Source organism: Actinomycetospora sp. ABD4_176 (genome assembly GCF_056311855.1).
On sequence record NZ_CM149974.1, the window covers coordinates 3,194,295 to 3,214,163 of the forward strand.

A 19,869-nucleotide genomic window follows, 5' to 3' on the forward strand; every position below is an offset into this window, starting at 1 on the left:
GCCGTGGGGGCAGCGAACGCGCTGTTCGCTGCCTCTACGCGCGCGAACAGCACGTTCGCTGCTTGACCCGCGCCGCTAGAGCGGGATCGTCCCGCCCCGTTCGACGACGTCGACACGGTCGGCCCAGCCGCGGCGCTCGACCTCGTCGAGGAAGTCGGACAGCGGCGAGCGGAAGACGCCGTAGTCGTCGATGTGCACCGGTGTCGCGCGCCGCGGCGCGATGGTCTCGAGCACGTCGGCCCCCATCCGCCCGTCCATGGTGACGACGAGCCCGCCCGGCAGGGTCGTGCCGCCGAGGTGCAGGACGGCGCGGTCGACCTCGCCGATGTGCTCGCGGATCCTCGGGATCCCCTCGAACGGCAGCGTGTCGCCGGAGAGGTAGATGCGGCGCAGCACCGCGCCCGCGGGGTCGGCGAACTCCAGCAGGCTGCCCATCACCGGCGGGAGCAGGCGGGTCAGCGGCCGGGGGCTGTGCCGGCCGGGCAGCGCCGTCACGCGCAGCGTCGCCCCGTCGGGCCGGACGAGTGTGTGCGACTCCCACACCGCGAGCCCCAGCGCGCGCCGGAAGCGCTGGCGCGACTGCAGCGTCCGCGCCGCCTCGGGCGTCGTGATCACCGGGACCGACGGGTCGAGCCCCCGCCGGGCCACCCGGTCCCAGTGGTCGCCGTGCAGGTGCGAGAGCACCACGGCGTCCAGGGCGGGGAGCTCGGCCGGGCTCAGCGCGGGCTCGGTGAGCCGCTTCGACCACAGCCCCTTGCCGAGGTAGGCCCGCTGGCCGCGGTGCAGGAAGTTCGGGTCGGTGAGGACCGTGAACCCCCCGCACCGCAGCAGCGTCGTCGCCGTCCCGACGAAGAAGAGCGAGGAGTCGGTCACGGCGCGAGGACGACCTTGATGCACTCGTCCTGCTTCTTCTGGAAGATCTCGTACCCGTGGGCCGCCGACTCGAGCGGCAGGCGGTGGGTCTCGAGGTCGTGCACGCCGAGCGGGTCGTCGTCGGTGAGCAGCGGCATGATGTCGGGGATCCAGCGCTTCACGTGCGCCTGGCCCATCTGCAGCGAGACGCCCTTGTCGAAGAGCTTGAGCATGTTGATCGGATCGGCGGTGCCGCCGTAGACCCCCGAGAGCGACACGACGCCGGCACGGCGCACGGCGTCGACGCAGCCGACGAGGGCGGCGGTGCGGTCGACGCCCGCGACCTGCATCAGCGGCGCGGAGATCGCGTCGGGCAGCTTGCCCGCCATCTTCTGCGCGAGCTGCGGGATCACCGAGCTGCCGTGCGCCTCCATGCCGACCGCGTCGATCGCGGAGTCGGTGCCGCGGCCGTCGGTGAGGTCGCGGATCGCGGAGCCCACGTCGTCGACGGTGCGGGAGTCGACGACCTCGATGCCGTGGCGGCGGGCCATGGCCAGCCGCTCCGGGACGCTGTCGACGGCGATGGTCCGGAAGCCCTGGTGCCGGGCGATGCGCGCGGCCATCTGCCCGATCGGGCCGAGCCCGAACACCACGACGCTGCCGCCCTCGGGCACGCGGGCGTAGGCGACGGCCTGCCACGCGGTGGGCAGCACGTCGGAGAGGTAGAGGAACCGCTCGTCGGCCGGGCCCTCGGGGACCTTGATCGGGCCGAACTGCGCCTGCGGAACGCGCAGGTACTCGGCCTGCCCGCCCGGGACCTGCCCGTAGAGCTTCGTGTAGCCGAAGAGCGAGGCACCCATCCCCTGTTCACGGTTCTGGGTCGTCTCGCACTGCGCGAACCACTGGTGCTCGCACATCCAGCAGTGCCCGCAGGAGATGTTGAACGGGACGACGACGCGGTCGCCCACCTTCAGGTCCCCCGTCTCGGACCCGACCTCCTCGACGACGCCCATCGGCTCGTGACCGAGGATGTCGCCCTGGTCCAGGAACGGGCCGAGCACCTCGTAGAGGTGCAGGTCCGAGCCGCAGATCGCCGTGCTCGTGACCTTGATGATCGCGTCGGTCGGCGCCTGGATCGCCGGGTCCGGCACGGTCTCGACGCGGACGTCGTTCTGGCCCTGCCATGTCAGTGCACGCATGGGTCCGGCTGCCCGGCCACGGGTCGACGCGAAACGGCCGCGGGCGGCGACGACGCCACGCCGCCGCCGGGCGGCCGGCACCCCGGTGCTGTTCGCACGACGTTCACCCCTCGGGACCCGCGGCGACGCCCCGTACACCTAGCGTCACGCGTCGTCACACGATCGCTCGACCCCTCGGAGAGACCACGTGCCCGACGCCCTCCACCACGGTGACGCGCCGCGTCCCGGGCGCCGCCTGCTGCCCCTCGTGGGCTCCCGCCGTGCCCACGGGCGCTCGGAGATCGGGTGCCGCTACAAGTGCAACGACGCCTGCTCCCGGCCGGCCCCGAACCCCACCGACCACCCGACCTTCCGGGAGGTCGCGGCGCTGAGCCGACGGCGGGTCCTGCAGGCCGGGCTCGTGGCCGGCCTGGCCGGCGTGGCCACGGCGGCCTGCGGTGGCGGGGCACCGTCCGGCGGGGTGACCGGCGGGGCGGCCGGCGGCGCGCCGGCCGGCCCGGCGGCGTCGCCCCCGCCCTCGACGCTCGGGTTCACCGCGGTGCCGCCGAACACCGAGGACCTCGTCGTCGTCCCCGAGGGCTTCGAGCAGCAGGTGGTCATCCGCTGGGGCGACCCGGTGCTCCCCGGCGCGCCCGCGTTCGACGTGAACGCGCAGAGCGCCGCCGCGCAGGCGCGGCAGTTCGGGTTCAACAACGACTACCTGACGCTGATCGACGTGCCCGGCAGCCCGGGACGCACCCTCATGGTGGCCAACCACGAGTACTCGACCGAGCCGCAGATGATCCCGGGCTACGACCCCGACGCGCCGAGCGCGGAGCACGTCGGGATCGGGATGGCGGCCCACGGCATGTCGGTGGTCATGGTGGAGCGCGACCCCGCCTCCGGCCGGCTGACCCCCGTGATGGACGCGACGAACCGGCGGATCACCGCGACCACGCCCTTCACGCTCACCGGGCCCGCCGCCGGCGACCCGCTGCTGCGCACCACCGCCGACCCCGACGGCCGCACGGTGCTCGGCACGCTGAACAACTGCTCGGGCGGCACCACGCCCTGGAGCACGGTCCTGTCCGGCGAGGAGAACGTCGACCAGTACTTTGCGGGCGGCGAGGCCGTCGCGGACCCCGCGGTGAAGGAGAAGCTCGCCCGCTACGGCATGGACGGCGGCGCCTCGCAGCGCCGGTGGGAGACCGTCGATCCCCGCTTCGACCTGACCCGCGAACCCAACGAGCCGAACCGCTTCGGCTGGATCGTCGAGCTCGACCCGTTCGACCCGACCTCGACGCCGCGCAAGCACACCGCGCTGGGCCGCATGAAGCACGAGGGCGCCAACGCGCGGGTCGGGCCGACGGGCACCGTCGCGGTGTACATGGGCGACGACGAGCGGTTCGAGTACCTCTACAAGTTCGTCTCGTCGCGCACCCACCGCGCGGGGACGGGGCAGGCCGAGCGCGCGTCGAACGCGCGCCTGCTCGACGAGGGCACGCTCTACGTCGCCCGCTTCGGCGCGCAGGCTCCGGACGGCGCCCCGGCGCCGGGACCCGACGGCGGCGGCGAGTGGTTGCCGTTGGTGGAGTCGCGCGCCGACGGCACCGCCCGGTCGTTCGTGCCGGGCATGTCCGGCGTGGAGGTGCTGGTGTACACGCGGCAGGCGGCCGACGTGGCCGGCGGGACGACGATGGACCGCCCGGAGGACGTGCAGCCCCATCCCGCCACCGGCCGCGTCTACGCCGCGCTGACCAACAACGACGAGCGCGGCACGCCGGGCAAGCCGGGGGTCGACGCGGCGAACCCGCGCCCGCAGAACACCAACGGCCAGGTCCTCGAGCTGGTCGAGGCCGGCGACGACCCGGCCGCCCGGTCGTTCACCTGGTCGCTGCTGCTGGTATGCGGTGACCCGGCGGCCGCCGACACCTACTTCGGTGGCTTCCCCAAGGAGCAGGTCAGTCCGATCTCGTGCCCGGACAACGTCGCCTTCGACGCCGCCGGCAACCTGTGGGTGGCCACCGACGGCAACGAGCTGGGCTCCAACGACGGTCTCTTCGCCGTCCCGGTCGACGGGCCGCAGCGCGGGCGGGTCCAGCAGTTCCTCACGGTGCCGCGGGGCGCCGAGACCTGCGGGCCGGTGCTGGAGGAGCGGCTCGCGCTCGTCGCGGTGCAGCATCCCGGCGAGTCCGACGAGGCCACCGTCGCCGAACCCGCGTCGCGCTGGCCCGACGGCGGGACGAGCGTCCCCCGCCCCGCCGTCGTCTCCGTGTGGCGCGCGGACGGCGGCCCGCTGGTGCAGGACCGCACTAGATCCTGACGATCATCTTCCCGGTGTTCTCGCCGCGGAGCAGGCCGCGGAAGGCCTCGACGGCGTTGTCGATGCCCTCCACCGTCGTCTCCGCGAACCTGAGGCGGCCCTCGGCGACCCACGGCGTGACCTCGTCGAGGAACGGGCGCATGCGGTCGAGCGAGTCGGTGACGATGAAGCCCTGGATCGTCAGGCGCTTCTTGACGATCTGGAAGAGGTTGCCCGGACCGGGGGTCGGGTCGTCCGCCGTGTCGTTGTAGTGCGCGATCGCCCCGCAGGCGGCGACGCGGGCGAAGTCGTTGGCGCAGGCGATGGCGGCCTCGAGGTGGTCGGCGCCCACGTTGTCGAAGTACACGTCGACGCCGTCGGGCATGGCCTCACGCAGCTGGTCGACCACCGGGCCGTCCTTGTAGTTGAACGCGGCGTCGAACCCGAGCTCCTCGGTCAGCCAGCGGACCTTGTCCGCGCTGCCGGCGCTGCCGACGACCCGGGACGCGCCCTTGATCTTCGCGAGTTGCCCGACGACGCTGCCGACCGCGCCGGCGGCACCGGAGACGAAGACGCTGTCGCCCTCCCGGAACGCGGCCTTGTCGAGCAGCCCGACCCACGCCGTGAGGCCCGGCGCGCCGAGCACGCCGAGGTAGGCCGACGGGTCGACACCCTCGGGCGCGGCGACCTTCTGGACCTGCTTCGCCGGCACGATGCCGTGGGTGCGCCAGGCGAGGTTGCTGGTCACCACGTCGCCCACGGACACGTCGTCGCTCTTGCTGGCGAGGACCTCGCCGACGGCACGGCCGTCCATCGCCTCGTTCAGCCGGAAGGGCGGCACGTAGGAAGGGACGTCGTTCATGCGGCCGCGCATGTAGGGGTCGACGGAGAAGTCGTGGTTGGCGACGAGCACCTCACCGTCACCGGGCTCGCCGAGGTCGCGGTCGACGAGGGCGAAGTCGTCGGGGTCGGGCATCCCCTGCGGGCGGCGGACGAGGTGGACCTCGCGGGCGGTCACGGAGCTCATGGAGGACGCGTGCCCGCGCCGGCGCGTGGCCATGCCGTGACGCGGGTAGCCCGCGCCCTGAGCGTGGCCGACTCATGGCCCGCGTCACGACTTGAGTCGGCGTGGCTCAGGAATGAATGCGCCGCGCCCGTTGCTGATCCGGTCAGTGCCGGCGCTCCCGCCGGTGTGGACCCACTGAGGAGCTTCATGACCAGCGCCTTCGGGCCCGGTGGTCCCGGGTCCGGCCCGTTCGACGACTTCCTCGCACGCTTCCTGGGCGGAGCGTCCCCGCGAGGCGTTCAGCGCATCGACATCACCCAGCTCATGACCGAGCCGGCCCGCCAGCTGGTCGGTGCCGCGGCCCAGCAGGCCGCCGAGCGGGGCAACAGCGACCTCGACGCCTGGCACCTCCTGCTCGTCGTCACGCAGGTCCCGCCGCTGCGCCAGCTCCTGGCCGGTGCGGGGGCCGACGTCGACGCGCTCGCGCGCACCGCCGACGAGCAGCTGCCGCGTGACGAGGCGCGGACGGAGCCGCCGTCCCTGACCCCGACGGCCAAGCGCACCCTGCTCGACGCGCACCAGATCTCCCGTGCGCTCGGCTCGAGCTACATCGGCCCGGAGCACATCGTGCTCGCGCTGGCCGCGAACAACGACAGCCCCGTCGGCCGTGCCCTCGGCGCGCAGGGCGTCACCCCGCAGTCGCTGCAGCGCTCCGCCGCGAACGGTGGCCAGCGCCCGGGCGGCGGCGGTCAGGGCGGTGCCGGCGGCCAGGGCGGCGAGTCCGACACCCCGACCGTCGACCAGTTCGGCGTCGACCTGACCGCGAAGGCGCGGGCCGGCGAGCTGGACCCGGTCGTGGGCCGGGAGGACGAGGTCGACCAGACCATCGAGGTCCTCTCGCGCCGCACCAAGAACAACCCCGTCCTCATCGGCGAGGCGGGCGTCGGCAAGACCGCGGTCGTGGAGGGCATCGCCCAGCGCATCGTGACCGGCGACGTCCCCGAGCAGCTCGAGGGCAAGCGCATCGTCCAGCTCGACCTGTCGGGCATGGTCGCGGGCACCCGCTACCGCGGTGACTTCGAGGAGCGGATGACCAAGCTGGTCTCCGAGGTCCGCGAGCACTCGCAGGAGCTCATCGTCTTCATCGACGAGCTGCACACCATGGTCGGTGCCGGCGGCTCGTCCGAGGGCGGCATGGATGCCGGCAACATCCTCAAGCCGGCGCTGGCCCGCGGCGAGCTGCACATCGTCGGCGCCACGACGCTCGACGAGTACCGGCAGTCGATCGAGAAGGACGCCGCGCTCGAGCGCCGGTTCCAGCCGGTGATGGTGCCCGAGCCGTCGGTCGAGGACACGATCGCGATCCTGCACGGTCTGCGCGACCGCTACGAGGCGCACCACCAGGTGCGGTTCACCGACGAGGCGCTGACCGCGGCGGCCGAGCTCTCCGAGCGCTACGTCACCGACCGGTTCCTGCCCGACAAGGCCATCGACCTCGTCGACCAGGCCGGCGCGCGCAAGCGGCTGCAGGCCAAGGGCCCGCACACCGACTCGCGCGAGCTCGAGCGCAAGCTGGAGTCGCTGACCCGCGACAAGGACCAGGCCGTCGCCGACGAGGACTACGAGCGCGCCGGCGCGCTGCGCGACGAGATCGCCGAGACGCAGTCGCAGCTCGAGCAGGCCCGCACCGACCGCCGGTCGGACCACCCGTCGGTGCTCGAGGTGTCCGTCGAGGACATCGCCGAGATCGTCGCGCGGTCGACCGGCATCCCGGTCAGCCAGCTCACCGAGACCGAGCGGGATCGCCTGCTCAAGCTCGAGGAGGAGCTGCACGAGCGGGTCGTCGGTCAGGACGACGCCGTCGCGGCCGTGGCCGAGGCCGTCCGCCGCTCGCGGGCCGGCCTGGACGACCCGGACCGCCCGATCGGCAGCTTCCTGTTCCTGGGCCCGACCGGTGTCGGCAAGACCGAGCTGGCCAAGGCCCTGGCCGCCACGATGTTCGGCGACGAGGACCGCATGGTCCGCGTCGACATGAGCGAGTACTCCGAGCGGCACACCGTCTCGCGGCTCATCGGGTCGCCCCCCGGTTACGTCGGGTACGGCGAGGCCGGTCAGCTCACCGAGGAGATCCGCCGCCGGCCGTACTCGGTGGTGCTGCTCGACGAGATGGAGAAGGCCCACCCCGACGTCTTCAACACGCTGCTGCAGGTGCTGGACGACGGGCGGCTGACCGACTCGCAGGGCCGCACGGTCGACTTCCGCAACACGGTGCTGATCATGACCAGCAACGTGGGCTCCGAGCTGATCACGACGAACACCCAGGCGCTGGGCTTCGCGCCCTCGAGCGTGAACCCGGACCAGTCCCTGCAGGAGCGGTTGATGCCGCGGCTGCGGGAGTCGTTCCGGCCGGAGTTCCTCAACCGGATCGACGAGGTGATCGTCTTCAAGCGGCTCGACGAGGGCCAGCTGCGCCGGATCACCGACCTGATCCTCGACGAGACGCGCGAGCGCCTCGCGGCGAAGGACATCGGCTTCGCGATCACCGAGGCCGCCGTCGACCGCCTGGCCGAGCTGGGCTTCCAGCCCGAGTTCGGGGCCCGGCCGCTGCGCCGGACCATCCAGCGCCAGGTCGGCAACCGGCTGTCCTCGATGCTGCTCGGCGGCGAGCTGCACGGGGGCCAGACGGTGACGATCGACGTCGCGGACGGCGAGCTGACGTTCGCCGTGGCGGACAGCCCGGCCGCGGCGACGCCGGTGGCCGCCGGCTGACGGTGCTGCCGTCCTGAGCGGCAGCGAGCACTTCTGAGCGAAGGGCCCCTCCGGTCGACTGTGTCGATCGGAGGGACCCTTCGCTCGTTCCCGGGGCCGGCGCGCGGTTCCGGCGACGGGCGCCCACGGTCGGGTAGTCCGAGCGAGGGTGCCCACCGCCCGGAACGGGGTACCGACCAGGTGACCCCGTCGAACGAGGAGGACCCCGTGAGCGCGTCCGTCGGCGACCGCATCCGCATGCACTCGAACCACACCGACGTCCCCGACCGCACCGGGACCGTGGTGGGCGTGCTCGGGGAGGACGGCCCGCCCTACCGCATCCGGTTCGACGACGGTCACGAGACGATCGTGACCCCCGGCCCGGACGCGACGTTCGAGTCGGGCTCGGTCACGGACAAGGTCGGCCTGGCCGTCGAGCAGGCCGCCGAGCAGGCCGGCGAGAAGGCCGCCGAGGTTGCCGGCGCCGCGAAGGAGCAGGCCGAGGGTGCGGCGGGCACCGCCGCGCGCGCCGTCTCCGACGTCGCCGACGACGTCGCCAAGCGCTTCGAGCGCTGATCCGCCGGTCCTGCCACCGGGAACCGGCTCAGCCCTCGACCGCCGGCTGGTCCCCGCCGCCCTCGATCGCGAGCGGCTTGCGGGCCACCGACACCCCGCCCATCAGCGCGAGCCCGGTGACCCGGACGCGGGGGCCGTCGGTGCGCTGCGGGCGGCCCGAGCCGTCCTCGAACGCGCCCATGAACCCGAACCCGTCCTCGACGACGGTGGTCTCCGGGTCGACGGTGACGTCGATGCCGCCCATGATCGCCACGGCCTGGATGGTGACCTCGACCCCGGCGGGGATGCCGCGCAGGTCGATCGACACGCCGCCCATGATCGCGATGGCGCCGATGACGAGGCCGGCGTCGTCGAGCCGCGCGTCCCGGAAGGACAGCTCGGCGCCGCCCCAGAACGCGACGACGCGGTGGGTGTGGCCGGGCGTCCACTCCCCGCGCTTCTGCACCCCGGACAGCACCGCGACCGACAGCGTCGACGACGGCCGGTCGAGGTGCCCGAGCGCCCGCCGTGAGGGCGTCGCGGCCGTGGTGGAGCGGTCCTGCGCCGGCCGCAGGTCCGCGGTGATCGGCACGAGGTCGCGGCGGAACACCGCGGCGTAGACGTCGCGCAGGCGCTCGTCGCCCTCGACGATCGTGAGCCGGCCGTCGGACACCGCCCGGCGCACGACCTCGGCGACCTCCTCGCGCTCGCCGTCCGACGCCCGGATCGCCGGCGGCTCGGGCCTCGACGGGAGCCGTTCCGCCCCGGCGCCCTGCTCGTCGTCCCCCTGCTGCTCCGGCGGCGGCTGGCTCATGGGCGGGAGGATAGGCCGCCCTCCGGGACGGTGGCAGCACCCGCGATGGTCGCCCCGCCCGGCACGTCCACGACCACGCGGGTCTCCCCCGGGCGGCTCGCGATGACCGGGCGCCCGCGGTGCTCGACGCCTCCTGCGCGCTCGCCGTCCGCCGCGCGGTGACGCACCGGAATGATCCGATCACGGACAGTCCCGAACCGCGGGGGAGGGCCAACCGTTCGGTGGGACAGGCGCCGCCCGTCGGCGCACCCCGGTCCGGACGACCAGAGGAGGCCCGTGAGCGGAGCACCGGTGTCCCGCCGGACGTTGCTCGGGGGCGCGGTGGCGCTGACCGGGGCGGCCGTGGCGCTCGGGGCCCCGTGGGTGTCGGCCGCGGACGCGGCTCCGCCGCGCTCCGACCCGTTCACCCTCGGCGTCGCGTCCGGCGACCCCACGCCCGACGGTGTCGCGCTGTGGACCCGGCTCGCGCCCGCGCCCCTCGCCCCCGACGGGCGCGGCGGCATGGGCGACCGTCCCGTGCTCGTCGCGTGGGAGGTCGCCGAGGACGCGGCGTTCGGCCGGGTCGTCGCGCGGGGCAGCGTGGTGGCGCGGCCCGAGGACGCGCACGCCGTGCACGTCGAGGTCGGCGGGCTGCGCCCGCGGGCCGACCACTTCTACCGCTTCCGGGCCGGATCGGTGATCAGCCCGGTCGGCCGGACCCGGACGGCGCCGGCGCCCGGCGCGCGCGTCGACCGGTTCGCGCTGGCCGCCGCGAGCTGCCAGTGCCGCCAGGACGGCTACTACACCGCCTACGCGGCGATGGTGCGCGACGACCTCGACCTCGTCGTCTTCCTCGGCGACTACATCTACGAGAGCCCCGCGACGAGCTTCGCCGGGCGCGACCACCAGCCCGCCGGCGAGGTGTCGACGCTCGCCGGCTACCGCGTGCGCCACGCCCAGTACCGGACGGACCCGGACCTGCAGGCCGCGCACGCCGCGTTCCCGTGGGCGGTCACGCTCGACGACCACGACGTCGAGAACAACTGGGCCGGCGACGTCTCCCAGCGCGACGGGGAGCCCGACGCCGACCCGGCGGTGTTCCGCCGCCGGCGCGCGGACGCGTTCCGCGCCTTCTGGGAGCACATGCCGCTGCGCCGGGCCCAGCGCCCGGACGGCCCGGCGATGCGCGCGCACCGGCGGCTGACGTTCGGCGACCTCGTCGACGTGCACCTGCTCGACACCCGCCAGCACCGCAGCGACCAGGACCCGGCCCGCGCCCGGGACCCGGCGCGCACCATGCTCGGCGCCGCGCAGCGGGCCTGGCTGTGGGGCGGGCTCGCCGGGCCGACGGCGCGCTGGAACGTGCTGGCCCAACAGGTGTTCTTCGCGCCCCGCGACCTCGCGCCCGGCCCGGCGGTCGCCCTCGACGAGGAGTCGTGGGACGGCTACGCCGCCGAGCGCGACGCCCTGCGCGACCACCTCGTCGCCGCCCGCACGTCGAACCCCGTGATCCTCACGGGCGACGTCCACGCCCACCACGCCGCCGACGTGCTCGCCGACCCCGCCGACCCGGCGTCGCGACGCGTGGCGACCGAGCTGGTCACGACCTCGATCACCTCCGGCGGTGACGGCGGGCCCCGGGGTCCGGGCGACGCCGCGCTGCTCGCCGCCAACCCGCACCTGCGCGTGCTCGACCGGCGCCGCGGCTACGTCCGCAGCACGGTGACGCCGCAGCAGTGGCGGGCGGACTTCCAGGTCGTCGACCGCGTCACCGTCCGCGGCGCGCCGGTGCGCACGGCCGCGACGGTGGTGGTCCCGGAGGTCCCGCCCCGTACGTGAGCACTTTCCGGGCCTATAGGCCCGGAAAGTGCTCACAAGGGACGGTGGCGGCGCGGTGGTTGGGGGGTGACGACGGGCCGCTCGCCCGCCGGTCGGGCAGCATGGGGGCTCCGAGGTGGACGTCCAGCGCGCCGGGGGCAGCCGATGATCTTCGACCCGACCCCGCTCTCCCCCGCCGAGGAGGAGCTGCGCGCCGAGGTGCGCGCCTGGCTCGCCGACGTCCTGCCCGACGACTTCCGCCCCGGCCTCGGGCTCGGCGGGCGCCACGACCCGGAGTTCACCCGCGCGCTCGCCCAGCGCGGCTGGGTCGGCATGTCGATCCCCACCGGGTACGGCGGCGCCGGCGCCAGCACGGTCCGGCGGTTCGTCGTCGTCGAGGAGCTCCTCGCCGCGGGCGCCCCGATCGCGGCGCACTGGATCGCCGAGCGCCAGACCGCCCCCGCCCTGCTGCGCTTCGGCACCGAGGAGCAGCGCTGCTGGTTCCTCCCGCGCATCGCCGCCGGCGAGTGCTGGTTCTCCCTCGGCATGAGCGAGCCCGACGCCGGCTCCGACCTCGCCTCGGTCCGCACGACGGCGACGCCGGTCGACGGGGGCTGGCGCGTCACCGGCACCAAGGTCTGGACCACCAACGCCCACCTCAACCACTTCGCCGTCGTCCTGTGCCGCACGAGCCCGCAGGGTGACGGCGACCGCCACGCGGGCCTGTCCCAGCTGATCGTCGACCTCGGCGCCGAGGGCGTGGCGGTCTCGCCCATCCCGCTGATCGACGGCGAGGAGCACGTCAACGAGGTCGTCCTCGACGGGGTGTTCGTGCCCGACGAACGCGTCCTCGGCGAGGTCGGGCAGGGCTGGGCGCAGGTGACCGCCGAGCTCGCGCACGAGCGCTCCGGCCCCGACCGCTACCTCTCGGTGCTCGGGCTCTACCGGGCGTTCCTCGCGGTGCACGGCCGCGATCCCGACGACGTGCGCGCCGCCGCGATCGGGCGGATCGGCGCGCAGCTGTGGGCGATCCGCCAGCTCTCGCTCGCCGTCGCCCGCTCGCTGGAGCAGGGCGAGGCCCCCGCGGTGGAGGCGTCGCTGGTCAAGGACGTCGGGACGACGTTCGAGCAGCAGGTCGTGGAGACCCTGCGCGACGTCGCCGGCGGCGAGATCGACCCGGGAGGCCCGACGATGTTCGACCGGCTGCTGGCCGAGTGCGTGCTCAACGCCCCGACCTGGACACTGCGCGGCGGCACCACCGAGGTCCTGCGCGGGATCGCGGCCAAGGCCCTGACGAGGAGCGCGCGGTGACGGCGACCCTGGACGTGACCGAGGTCCGCGACGCCGTCGCCGACCTGCTCGCCGACCGCGTCACCCCCGCCGTCCTCGAGGACGCCGAGCGTGACGGCTGGGCCGCCGGGGTGTGGGAGCCGCTGCACGCGGGCGGGTTCACGACGGTCGGCGTGCCCGAGGCGGCCGGGGGCGCGGGCGGCTCGGTGGCCGAGGCCTGCGCGGTGCTCGAGGCCGCGGGCGCGGCGTGCGCGCCGGTGCCGGTCGCCGAGACCGGCCTGCTCGCCGGGCGGCTGCTCGCCGCGGCCGGGCTCGGCCTGCCCGACGGGCCGCTGACCACGGGCACGGGCGAGGTCTCCTTCGACGGCAGGGCACTCACCGGGCGCCTCGCCCGCATCGCGTGGGCCCGGCGGGCGGCGCGGATCGTGCTGCTGGCCGACGACCCCGACGGCACCACGCACGTCGCCGTCGTCGACCCCGCGGCCGCCCGCACCACCCCCGGCACCAACCTCGCCGCCGAGCCCCGCGACGCGGTGGACCTCGACGGCGTGGTCCCCGAGACGACCGCCCCGGCCCCCGCCGACGCCCGCGAGGCCCTGGCCCGGCGCGGTGCGCTGGCGCGCGCGGCGATGATCGCGGGCGCCGCCCGGCGCGTCGGCGAGCTGACCGTGACCTACACCGGCGAGCGCGTGCAGTTCGGCCGCCCGGTGTCACGGTTCCCCGCCGTCGCCGACCACCTCGTGCGCATCGCCGAGCAGGTCGAGATGGCCGCGATCGCCGCGCGGTCGGCGGCGGCGTCGGCCGGGGACGGTGAGCCGGCGGCGCTGGAGGTGGCCGCGGCGTCGGCCGTCGCGTCCGAGGCGGCCGGGATCGTGGCCGCGGCCGCGCACCAGGCGACCGGGGCGATGGGCGTGACCCGGGAGTTCGCGCTCGGCGTCCTCACGCGGCGGCTGTGGTCGTGGCGCGACGAGTGGGGTGGCGAGCGGGCGTGGGCGACGCGGCTCGGCCACACTCTCGCGGCGGGCGGCCCGGAGGCGCTGTGGCCGACGCTGTCACGAGGGGTGTGTCGATGAGGACCGGGAACGGGCTGGTCGTCGAGGTCGCCGACCGGGTGGCGACGGTGACCCTCGACCGCCCTGAGCGCCTCAACGCGCTCTCGACCGGGCTCCAGCGCGACCTCGTCGCCGCGTTCGACGGGTTCGTCGACGACCCCGAGGTCTGGGTCGTGGTGCTCACCGGGGCGGGCGGGAAGGCGTTCTGCGCCGGGGTCGACCTGCGGGAGATCCGGGAGAACGACAGCGCGAGCGACGCCGGCATCAGACCGATGGGCGGGGCGTCGCGCAACGTCTTCGAGACCGTCCTCGAGTGCACCAAGCCGACCATCGCGGCGATCAACGGCTGGGCCCTGGGCGGCGGCTTCGAGCTCGCGCTGGCCTGCGACATCCGGCTCGCCGCCGAGCACGCGCGCGTCGGGCTCCCGGAGGCCAAGCGGGGCATGGGCGCGAACTTCGGCGCCCACCTCGTCGGTCGCATGCTGCCGCCGGGCATCGCCTACGAGCTGCTCTACACCGGCGACGACCTCGCCGCGGCCGACGCCGCGCGCTGGGGCCTGGTCAACCGCGTGGTGCCCGCCGCGGAGCTCGCGGGCGATGCGGCATCGCTGGCGTCCCGGATCGCCGCCAACGCCCCGCTGACCGTCCGCCGGTACAAGGCCGCGCTCGGCAAGGGCGGCTCGCTGCCGCTGTCCGCCGCCCTGCGCCTCGACGTCGGCCCCGACCCGTACACGAGCGAGGACCGCGTCGAGGGCGTCGCGGCCTTCGTCGAGAAGCGCGACCCGGTCTGGCGCGCCCGCTGAGCCGTGTGACCCACGTGACGCGCGGTCCCCGGACGAGCGGGTATCCGACCGGGTGGACGTCACCGTGTTCGGCGGTACCGGCAAGATCGGGCGGTTCGTGGTCGAGCAGCTGCTCGCCCGCGGTCACCGCGTCACGGCGCTGGTGCGCTCGCCCGAGAAGCTGACGGTCGACGACGAGCGCCTCGAGGTGATCGTCGCCGAGCTGGACGACGAGCCCGCGATCCGTAAGGCGGTCGGCGGCGCGGACGCGGTGATCAGCGCGCTCGGCCCGGCCGTCGACCCGTTCCTGCGCAGCGGCCCGCTGACGGCGGCGATGCGCACGATCGTCGCCGCCATGCACGACGCCGGCGTGCGCCGGCTCATCGCGCTGAGCACCGTCAGCGTGCCCGACCCCCGCGACCGCCCGGGCCTGGTCGAGCGGCTCGTGCCGGTCGGGATCGGGCTGCTCATCCCCGGTGCGCTGGAGGAGGTCCAGGGCATGGCCGAGGTCGTCTCGACGTCGGACCTCGACTGGACGCTCGCGCGGATGTTCGCACCCGTCGACGTCCCGTCCAACGGCACCCTGCGGGCCGGCTTCCTCGGCCGGGACGACGTCGGGACACCGATGGCGCGCACCGACGTCGCCGCCTTCCTCGTCGACCAGCTCACCGACGACCGCTACGTCGGCGCCGCGCCCGCGATCAGCAACTAGCGGCTCACCGGCGGAAGCCGTCCTCGAGGTCCTCCTCCCGGCGACGGCTGCGCGCCCTCTCGAGCGCCAGCACCGCCCCGCCGTACACCGCGCCGAGGACCAGCAGGAAGATCCCGACGCGGACGACGACGAGCTGGACGCCGGTGAGGGCCAGGTCCGCGCCCGCCACGAGGGTCAGCAGACCCAGGGCGAACAGGTAGTAGAGGCTGACCAGCAGGAAGCTCAGCGAGCTCGAGAGCGATCGATCGCCGTACACCTCCGTGAGGAAGTCGCGGCCGAGCCGGCGCAGGAGCACGCCCACCACCACCGTGACGACGACGCCGATGACCACCGTCGTCACGAAGCTCGCCGTCGAGACCCCCATCGTTGACCGCCCTCCTGGTCCGGCGCGCGGTGGGTCCCGGCACCGGTGAGGGGGCTCGGAGCGCGCGGTGTACCGGTCCGGCTACCCCTCCGCCGACCCCCGCCAACCCGGCGAGGTCAGCGGGCGTCGTCCCCCTCGGCCTGCGGGGACGACCCGTGGGCCCCCGGCACCACCCGCGCCTCGAGCCGGGCCCACGTCGCGCTCCACTCGGCGAGCGGGACGAGCAGCCGCTGGAGGACCTCGAGCTGTTCGTCGAACGCCGCGAGCTGGCTCCGCATCGCGCTCACCGCGTCGCGCTGGGCCTGGATCGCCGAGCGCATCGCCCCGAGCTGCGCCGCCGACATCGCGCCGGGGTGCGTCGCGACCTCCGGCAGCGCGGGCAGCTCCCCGAGCGGCGTCGCCGACCCGGCCGCCCTGACGACGTTCTCCGCGAGTCCGCGCAGGCCGGTGACGACACTCCACAGCGGGTTCTGGCCGCCCGCAGGCTCCGGTGCCTCGCTCATGGCGTCCGGTGTACCCGATGCGGAGCGCCGCGCGTCAGACCTCAGGTGGGGCCGAGGAACGCCTCGAGGATGCGGTCGGCCGCGAGCGCCGGGGTGAGCGCGCCGTCGCGGACCTCGTGCTCGAGCTCTGTGCGCATGCCCTTGACCTGCGGGTGGTCCTGGAGCCGCCCGAGCAGGCGGTCGCGGACCATCTGCCAGGTCCAGTCGACCTGCTGCTGAGCGCGCTTCTCGGCCAGCCCGCCTCCGGCGTCGAGGTGCTCCTGGTGGCGCACCAGGGCCGACCACACGTCGTCGAGCCCCGTCTTTTCGGCCGCGCTGCAGGTCAGGACCGGGACCTTCCAGGTCTCCCGCTCGCCGCGCAGCATCGCGAGCGCCTGCTCGAGCTCCCGTGCGGCCCGCTTCGCCTCGCGCGCGTGCGGTCCGTCCGCCTTGTTGACGGCGATGACGTCGGCGATCTCGAGGATGCCCCGCTTGATGCCCTGCAGGGAGTCGCCGGTGCGCGCGAGGGTCAGGAAGAGGAACGAGTCGACCATCTGCGCCACGGTCGTCTCCGACTGCCCGACCCCGACCGTCTCGACGATGACGACGTCGTGGCCCGCCGCCTCCATCACGACCATCGTCTCGCGCGTCGCCTTCGCCACCCCGCCGAGCGTCCCGGCCGTCGGCGAGGGCCGGATGAAGGCGTCGTCGTCGGTGGCGAGCTCGTTCATCCGCGTCTTGTCGCCGAGGATCGAGCCGCCGGACCGGGTCGAGGACGGGTCGACGGCGAGCACCGCGACCTTCGAGCCGGCGGCGGTCAGCGTCGACCCGAGCGCCCCGATGAACGTCGACTTCCCGACCCCGGGCACCCCGGAGATGCCGATCCGCCGCCCCCCGCCCGCGTGGGGCAGGAGCTCGACGAGCAGCTCCTGGGCGGCCTCCCGGTGGTCGGGGCGCGTCGACTCGACGAGCGTGATCGCCCGCCCGATCCAGAGCCGCGAGCCGGACCGGACGCCCTCGACGTACTTGTCCAGGTCGATGGCGCTCACATCTCCTGCCCGATGACCCCGCACGACACGGTCGGCCATCTTACGGACCCGGGTCGCTCCCCTCGGTGAGATCGCCGTGGCGCCCGCGCCGCTGCGGTGCGCGGCACACCCCGCCGCCATGGTCGAGAGCGGAGAGTGGGGGCAGCCACCACAGACACGGAGGTGCCGCACGTGCCCGCCCAGGGGCTCTCCCCGAACATCCTGGACGGCGTCCTCGTCGTCGTCGGCCTGCTCGCGCTGCTCCGCGGCTGGCGCCAGGGCGCGCTCGTCGCGCTGCTCTCCCTCGGCGGTCTGGTCCTCGGGCTGCTGGCGGGCGCGTGGGCGGCGCCCCGGATCACGGCGTGGCTCCTCGACGGCCCGGGCGCCGGCACCGCCCTGCTGAGCCTCGGACTGCTCCTCGTGACCGTCCTCGTCGGGCAGGGGATCGGCCTGCGTCTCGGCGTGGCGCTGCGCCGCGGCGCCGTCCGGGTCGGCGCCGGGGCCGTCGACCGGGTGCTCGGGCTGGGGGTCGGTCTGGCCGGCACCGCCCTCGTCGTGTGGCTCCTCGCGGGGCTGCTCGCCCAGGGCCCGATCCCGGCGGTGGCCCGGCAGGTGCAGGGCTCGGAGATCGTCGCCGCCCTCGACCGGGCCCTGCCTCCGACCCCCGCGGTCGTCGGCGAGGTCGCGGCCTACCTGGACCGGCAGGGCTTCCCCACGGTGTTCGCCGGGCTGGGCGGCGGGATCACGGCCCCGCCGGTCGCCGCGACGGCGGACGCCGCCGTGCAGGCGGCGGCCCGGGCCGGGCTGCCGAGCACCGTGCGCGTCCAGGGTCGGGGCTGTGGGGCGGCGGTCGGCTTCGGCTCGGGGTTCGTCACGGCGCCCGGCGTCGTCGTCACCAACGCGCACGTGGTGGCGGGCTTCGACCGGCTGACCGTCGAGGACACGGCGGGCCGGTACACCGCGGAGCCGATCCTGGTCGATGCCGCGCTCGACGTGGCCGTGCTGTCCGCGCCCGACCTCGGCGCGCCCCCGCTCGCGTGGAGCGAGGCGACCCTCGGGCGGGGCGACGAGGGCGCCACCCTCGGCTTCCCGGGCGGGAGCGCCGACCTGGTGGTGGAGCCGGCGACCGTCCGCGCCCGGGTGGACGCCGTCGGACGCGACGTCCGCGGCGACGCGTCGGTGCGTCGCGAGGTGCTCGTCCTCGCCGCCGGGGTCGAGCGCGGCGACTCCGGCGGGCCGTTCGTCACCGCCGACGGCCGGGTGGGCGGCGTGGTGTTCGCCGGCGCCCCCGACGGCAGCCCCACCGGCTACGCGCTCACCGTCGAGCAGGTGCGTCCGGTGGTCGCCGACGCCGTCGCCCGCGACACCGTCGTTGACACCGGGGCCTGCCGGTTCTGAGCCGCCCTCACGTCCCCGGCCCCTCCGCCGGCGGCTCGGGGATCCAGGAGCCGTGGAAGCCCGAGGGCACGCCGCGGGGCAGGGTGACCGCGGCGACGGCCCGGGTCACGTCGGTGGCGTCCAGCACGAGCAGCCGCGAGGCCGAGCCGTCGGCGCGCGTGGTGATCGTCAGCAGCCAGCCGTCGTCCTCGCCCCGACCGGCACGATCGGCCGGGACGAACACGGCCTCCCCGGCCTTGACGTCGGGCCCGAGCTCGTGGGCGAGGGTCCTCCCGGTCGCCAGGTCCATCTTGAGGACCGCGTTGGTGTCCGGCGACGAGGTGACGCCGTAGCGGTAGCGGGCGGCACGGCCGACCCGCTCCGGGTCGACGGTGGGGAACTCCACGGGACGGTCGTCGAGCGGCCCCTCGGAGACCCGGCCGGTGGCGGGGTCGAGGACCCAGCGGTGCATCCGGGCCGCGCCGGTGCCGGCCGCCCGGCCCGCGGGGTCCGCGCCCGCGGGGTCCGCGCCCGCGGCTCCCGCCGCGGCACGCGCCGCCTCCGGGGCGGTGTCCCGACCGCCGGGCCGGCGGAGGCCCCGGAGACGCTCCCGGCGCCGTCGCGTCGGCGGCGCCCACTGCGCCGCCATGTCCGCCGCGGCGTAGCGGGATCCGTCGACGACGATGCGCCCGTCGGCGTCCTCGTGCGCGGTGCCGACGTGGAAGACGTAGCAGGGGTCGATCTCGAACCACCGCACCGTCGCGGTCGGGTCGTCGTGGCGCATCACGCCGAGGCGCGCGCCGTAGGACTCGTCCCAGACGAACGGGAAGCCGGCCCGGATGTGCCGCAGCGAGAACGTCAGCGGGAGGTCCAGCCACACGGTGTGCCGCGCCGTGATGGCGGCGTCGTGCATGAGGGTCGGGCGCCGGACCTTCACGCGGCGGCTGACCACGAGCTCCCCCGCGGCGGACAGCCGGTGGTAGGTCAGGAACGGGGGCACCGGGGAGTAGCCGTAGAAGTGCAGCTCCCCGGTCACCGGGTCGGCCTTGGGGTGCGCGGTCATCGCGGTGGTCAGCCGCCCGCCGAAGTCGCAGGCGCCGACGGTCCCGAGGTCGCGGTCCACCTCGTAGGGCAGGCCCTGCTCGACGAGGGCGAGCAGCTTCCCGCCGTGCTCGATGACGTGGGTGTTGGCCGGCACCGCGGTGAGGTCGACCCCGCGCCAGGTCAGGTACCGGCGACCCTCGAGCGCCCCGGTGCGGACCCAGCGGTTGCGGTACCAGAGCGCGCGCCCGTGCTGCAGACGCACACCGTGCAGCATCCCGTGGCCCCGGAACCAGTGCCCCGGGTCGGCTCCGGGCAGCGGGTTCGGTCCGTTGCGGACGTAGCGCCCGTCGAGCTCCGGCGGCAGGGTGCCCTCGACCGGCAGGTCGACGGCGTCGATCTCGTCGGGCACCGGCGCGTAGTGACCGGACAGGTGGAGAGGGCGGGCGTCCTCGGCGGCGCTCAGGAGAACCTCCGTGCTCGGCTCCT

At 75.1% G+C, this 19,869-nt stretch carries 17 protein-coding genes; 9 read left to right on the forward strand and 8 right to left on the reverse strand.

Features of this window, described 5'->3' with window-relative positions:
- Positions 1–75 precede the first annotated feature (75 nt).
- On the reverse strand, positions 76–873 hold the full coding sequence (locus ACYX4T_RS15435) for an MBL fold metallo-hydrolase (protein ID WP_476010177.1): 798 nt from the start codon (positions 871–873) through the stop codon (positions 76–78).
- Positions 870–2,051 carry a zinc-dependent alcohol dehydrogenase gene (locus tag ACYX4T_RS15440; RefSeq protein WP_476010178.1) on the reverse strand — a complete coding sequence of 394 codons (1,182 nt, stop codon included), beginning with the start codon at positions 2,049–2,051 and terminating at the stop codon, positions 870–872. The genes ACYX4T_RS15435 and ACYX4T_RS15440 overlap by 4 nt, the downstream gene beginning before the upstream one ends.
- A 187-nt stretch (positions 2,052–2,238) precedes the next feature.
- Between ACYX4T_RS15440 and ACYX4T_RS15445 the strand changes: the two genes are divergently transcribed.
- On the forward strand, positions 2,239–4,353 hold the full coding sequence (locus ACYX4T_RS15445) for a PhoX family protein (RefSeq protein ID WP_476010179.1): 2,115 nt from the start codon (positions 2,239–2,241) through the stop codon (positions 4,351–4,353).
- Here the strand turns inward: ACYX4T_RS15445 and ACYX4T_RS15450 are convergent.
- Complete coding sequence (locus ACYX4T_RS15450; protein ID WP_476015288.1) at positions 4,343–5,350, reverse strand: NADP-dependent oxidoreductase; 1,008 nt, start codon at positions 5,348–5,350, stop codon at positions 4,343–4,345. The two genes, ACYX4T_RS15445 and ACYX4T_RS15450, sit on opposite strands and share 11 nt — an antisense overlap.
- A gap of 195 nt (positions 5,351–5,545) precedes the next feature.
- Here ACYX4T_RS15450 and ACYX4T_RS15455 point away from each other — a divergent pair, with 195 nt between their 5' ends.
- Positions 5,546–8,107: an ATP-dependent Clp protease ATP-binding subunit gene (locus ACYX4T_RS15455; protein WP_476010180.1), complete on the forward strand. Its 2,562-nt coding sequence runs from the start codon at positions 5,546–5,548 to the stop codon at positions 8,105–8,107.
- A gap of 207 nt (positions 8,108–8,314) precedes the next feature.
- Positions 8,315–8,662, forward strand: a complete 348-nt coding sequence (locus ACYX4T_RS15460; protein WP_476010181.1) for a DUF1918 domain-containing protein — start codon at positions 8,315–8,317, stop codon at positions 8,660–8,662.
- Between the two features lie 28 nt (positions 8,663–8,690).
- Here ACYX4T_RS15460 and ACYX4T_RS15465 read toward each other — a convergent pair whose 3' ends face one another.
- Positions 8,691–9,455 (reverse strand): DUF1707 SHOCT-like domain-containing protein, encoded by a 765-nt coding sequence (locus ACYX4T_RS15465; RefSeq protein ID WP_476010182.1) that lies wholly within the window; start codon positions 9,453–9,455, stop codon positions 8,691–8,693.
- 276 nt (positions 9,456–9,731) lie between these two features.
- Between ACYX4T_RS15465 and ACYX4T_RS15470 the strand changes: the two genes are divergently transcribed.
- From ACYX4T_RS15470 to ACYX4T_RS15490, 5 genes are all read left to right on the forward strand, one after another.
- Positions 9,732–11,273: an alkaline phosphatase D family protein gene (locus ACYX4T_RS15470; RefSeq protein WP_476010183.1), complete on the forward strand. Its 1,542-nt coding sequence runs from the start codon at positions 9,732–9,734 to the stop codon at positions 11,271–11,273.
- A gap of 144 nt (positions 11,274–11,417) precedes the next feature.
- On the forward strand, positions 11,418–12,563 hold the full coding sequence (locus tag ACYX4T_RS15475; protein ID WP_476010184.1) for an acyl-CoA dehydrogenase family protein: 1,146 nt from the start codon (positions 11,418–11,420) through the stop codon (positions 12,561–12,563).
- Positions 12,560–13,615: an acyl-CoA dehydrogenase family protein gene (locus ACYX4T_RS15480; protein ID WP_476010185.1), complete on the forward strand. Its 1,056-nt coding sequence runs from the start codon at positions 12,560–12,562 to the stop codon at positions 13,613–13,615. The genes ACYX4T_RS15475 and ACYX4T_RS15480 overlap by 4 nt, the downstream gene beginning before the upstream one ends.
- Positions 13,612–14,397, forward strand: coding sequence for an enoyl-CoA hydratase/isomerase family protein (locus ACYX4T_RS15485; RefSeq protein WP_476010186.1), 786 nt, complete (start codon positions 13,612–13,614; stop codon positions 14,395–14,397). Before ACYX4T_RS15480 ends, ACYX4T_RS15485 begins: the two co-directional genes overlap by 4 nt.
- A gap of 52 nt (positions 14,398–14,449) precedes the next feature.
- Positions 14,450–15,088 (forward strand): NAD(P)-dependent oxidoreductase, encoded by a 639-nt coding sequence (locus tag ACYX4T_RS15490; protein ID WP_476010187.1) that lies wholly within the window; start codon positions 14,450–14,452, stop codon positions 15,086–15,088.
- A 4-nt stretch (positions 15,089–15,092) separates the two neighbouring features.
- Here ACYX4T_RS15490 and ACYX4T_RS15495 read toward each other — a convergent pair whose 3' ends face one another.
- The 3 genes from ACYX4T_RS15495 to meaB all read right to left on the reverse strand — a co-directional run bounded on the left by ACYX4T_RS15495 (position 15,093) and on the right by meaB (position 17,022).
- Complete coding sequence (locus ACYX4T_RS15495) at positions 15,093–15,452, reverse strand: hypothetical protein (RefSeq protein WP_476010188.1); 360 nt, start codon at positions 15,450–15,452, stop codon at positions 15,093–15,095.
- 116 nt (positions 15,453–15,568) lie between these two features.
- Positions 15,569–15,955, reverse strand: a complete 387-nt coding sequence (locus ACYX4T_RS15500) for a hypothetical protein (RefSeq protein WP_476010189.1) — start codon at positions 15,953–15,955, stop codon at positions 15,569–15,571.
- 41 nt (positions 15,956–15,996) lie between these two features.
- Positions 15,997–17,022, reverse strand: coding sequence for a methylmalonyl Co-A mutase-associated GTPase MeaB (gene meaB / locus ACYX4T_RS15505; protein ID WP_476010190.1), 1,026 nt, complete (start codon positions 17,020–17,022; stop codon positions 15,997–15,999).
- Positions 17,023–17,154: 132 nt separating this feature from the next.
- Here meaB and ACYX4T_RS15510 point away from each other — a divergent pair, with 132 nt between their 5' ends.
- The gene (locus ACYX4T_RS15510; protein ID WP_476010191.1) at positions 17,155–18,360 is read left to right on the forward strand and encodes a MarP family serine protease; all 1,206 of its coding nucleotides are present in this window, start codon (positions 17,155–17,157) and stop codon (positions 18,358–18,360) included.
- Positions 18,361–18,367: 7 nt separating this feature from the next.
- On the opposite strand, the gene ACYX4T_RS15515 is transcribed toward ACYX4T_RS15510, so the two are convergent.
- Positions 18,368–19,792 carry a carotenoid oxygenase family protein gene (locus ACYX4T_RS15515; RefSeq protein ID WP_476010192.1) on the reverse strand — a complete coding sequence of 475 codons (1,425 nt, stop codon included), beginning with the start codon at positions 19,790–19,792 and terminating at the stop codon, positions 18,368–18,370.
- Positions 19,793–19,869: the final 77 nt, after the last annotated feature.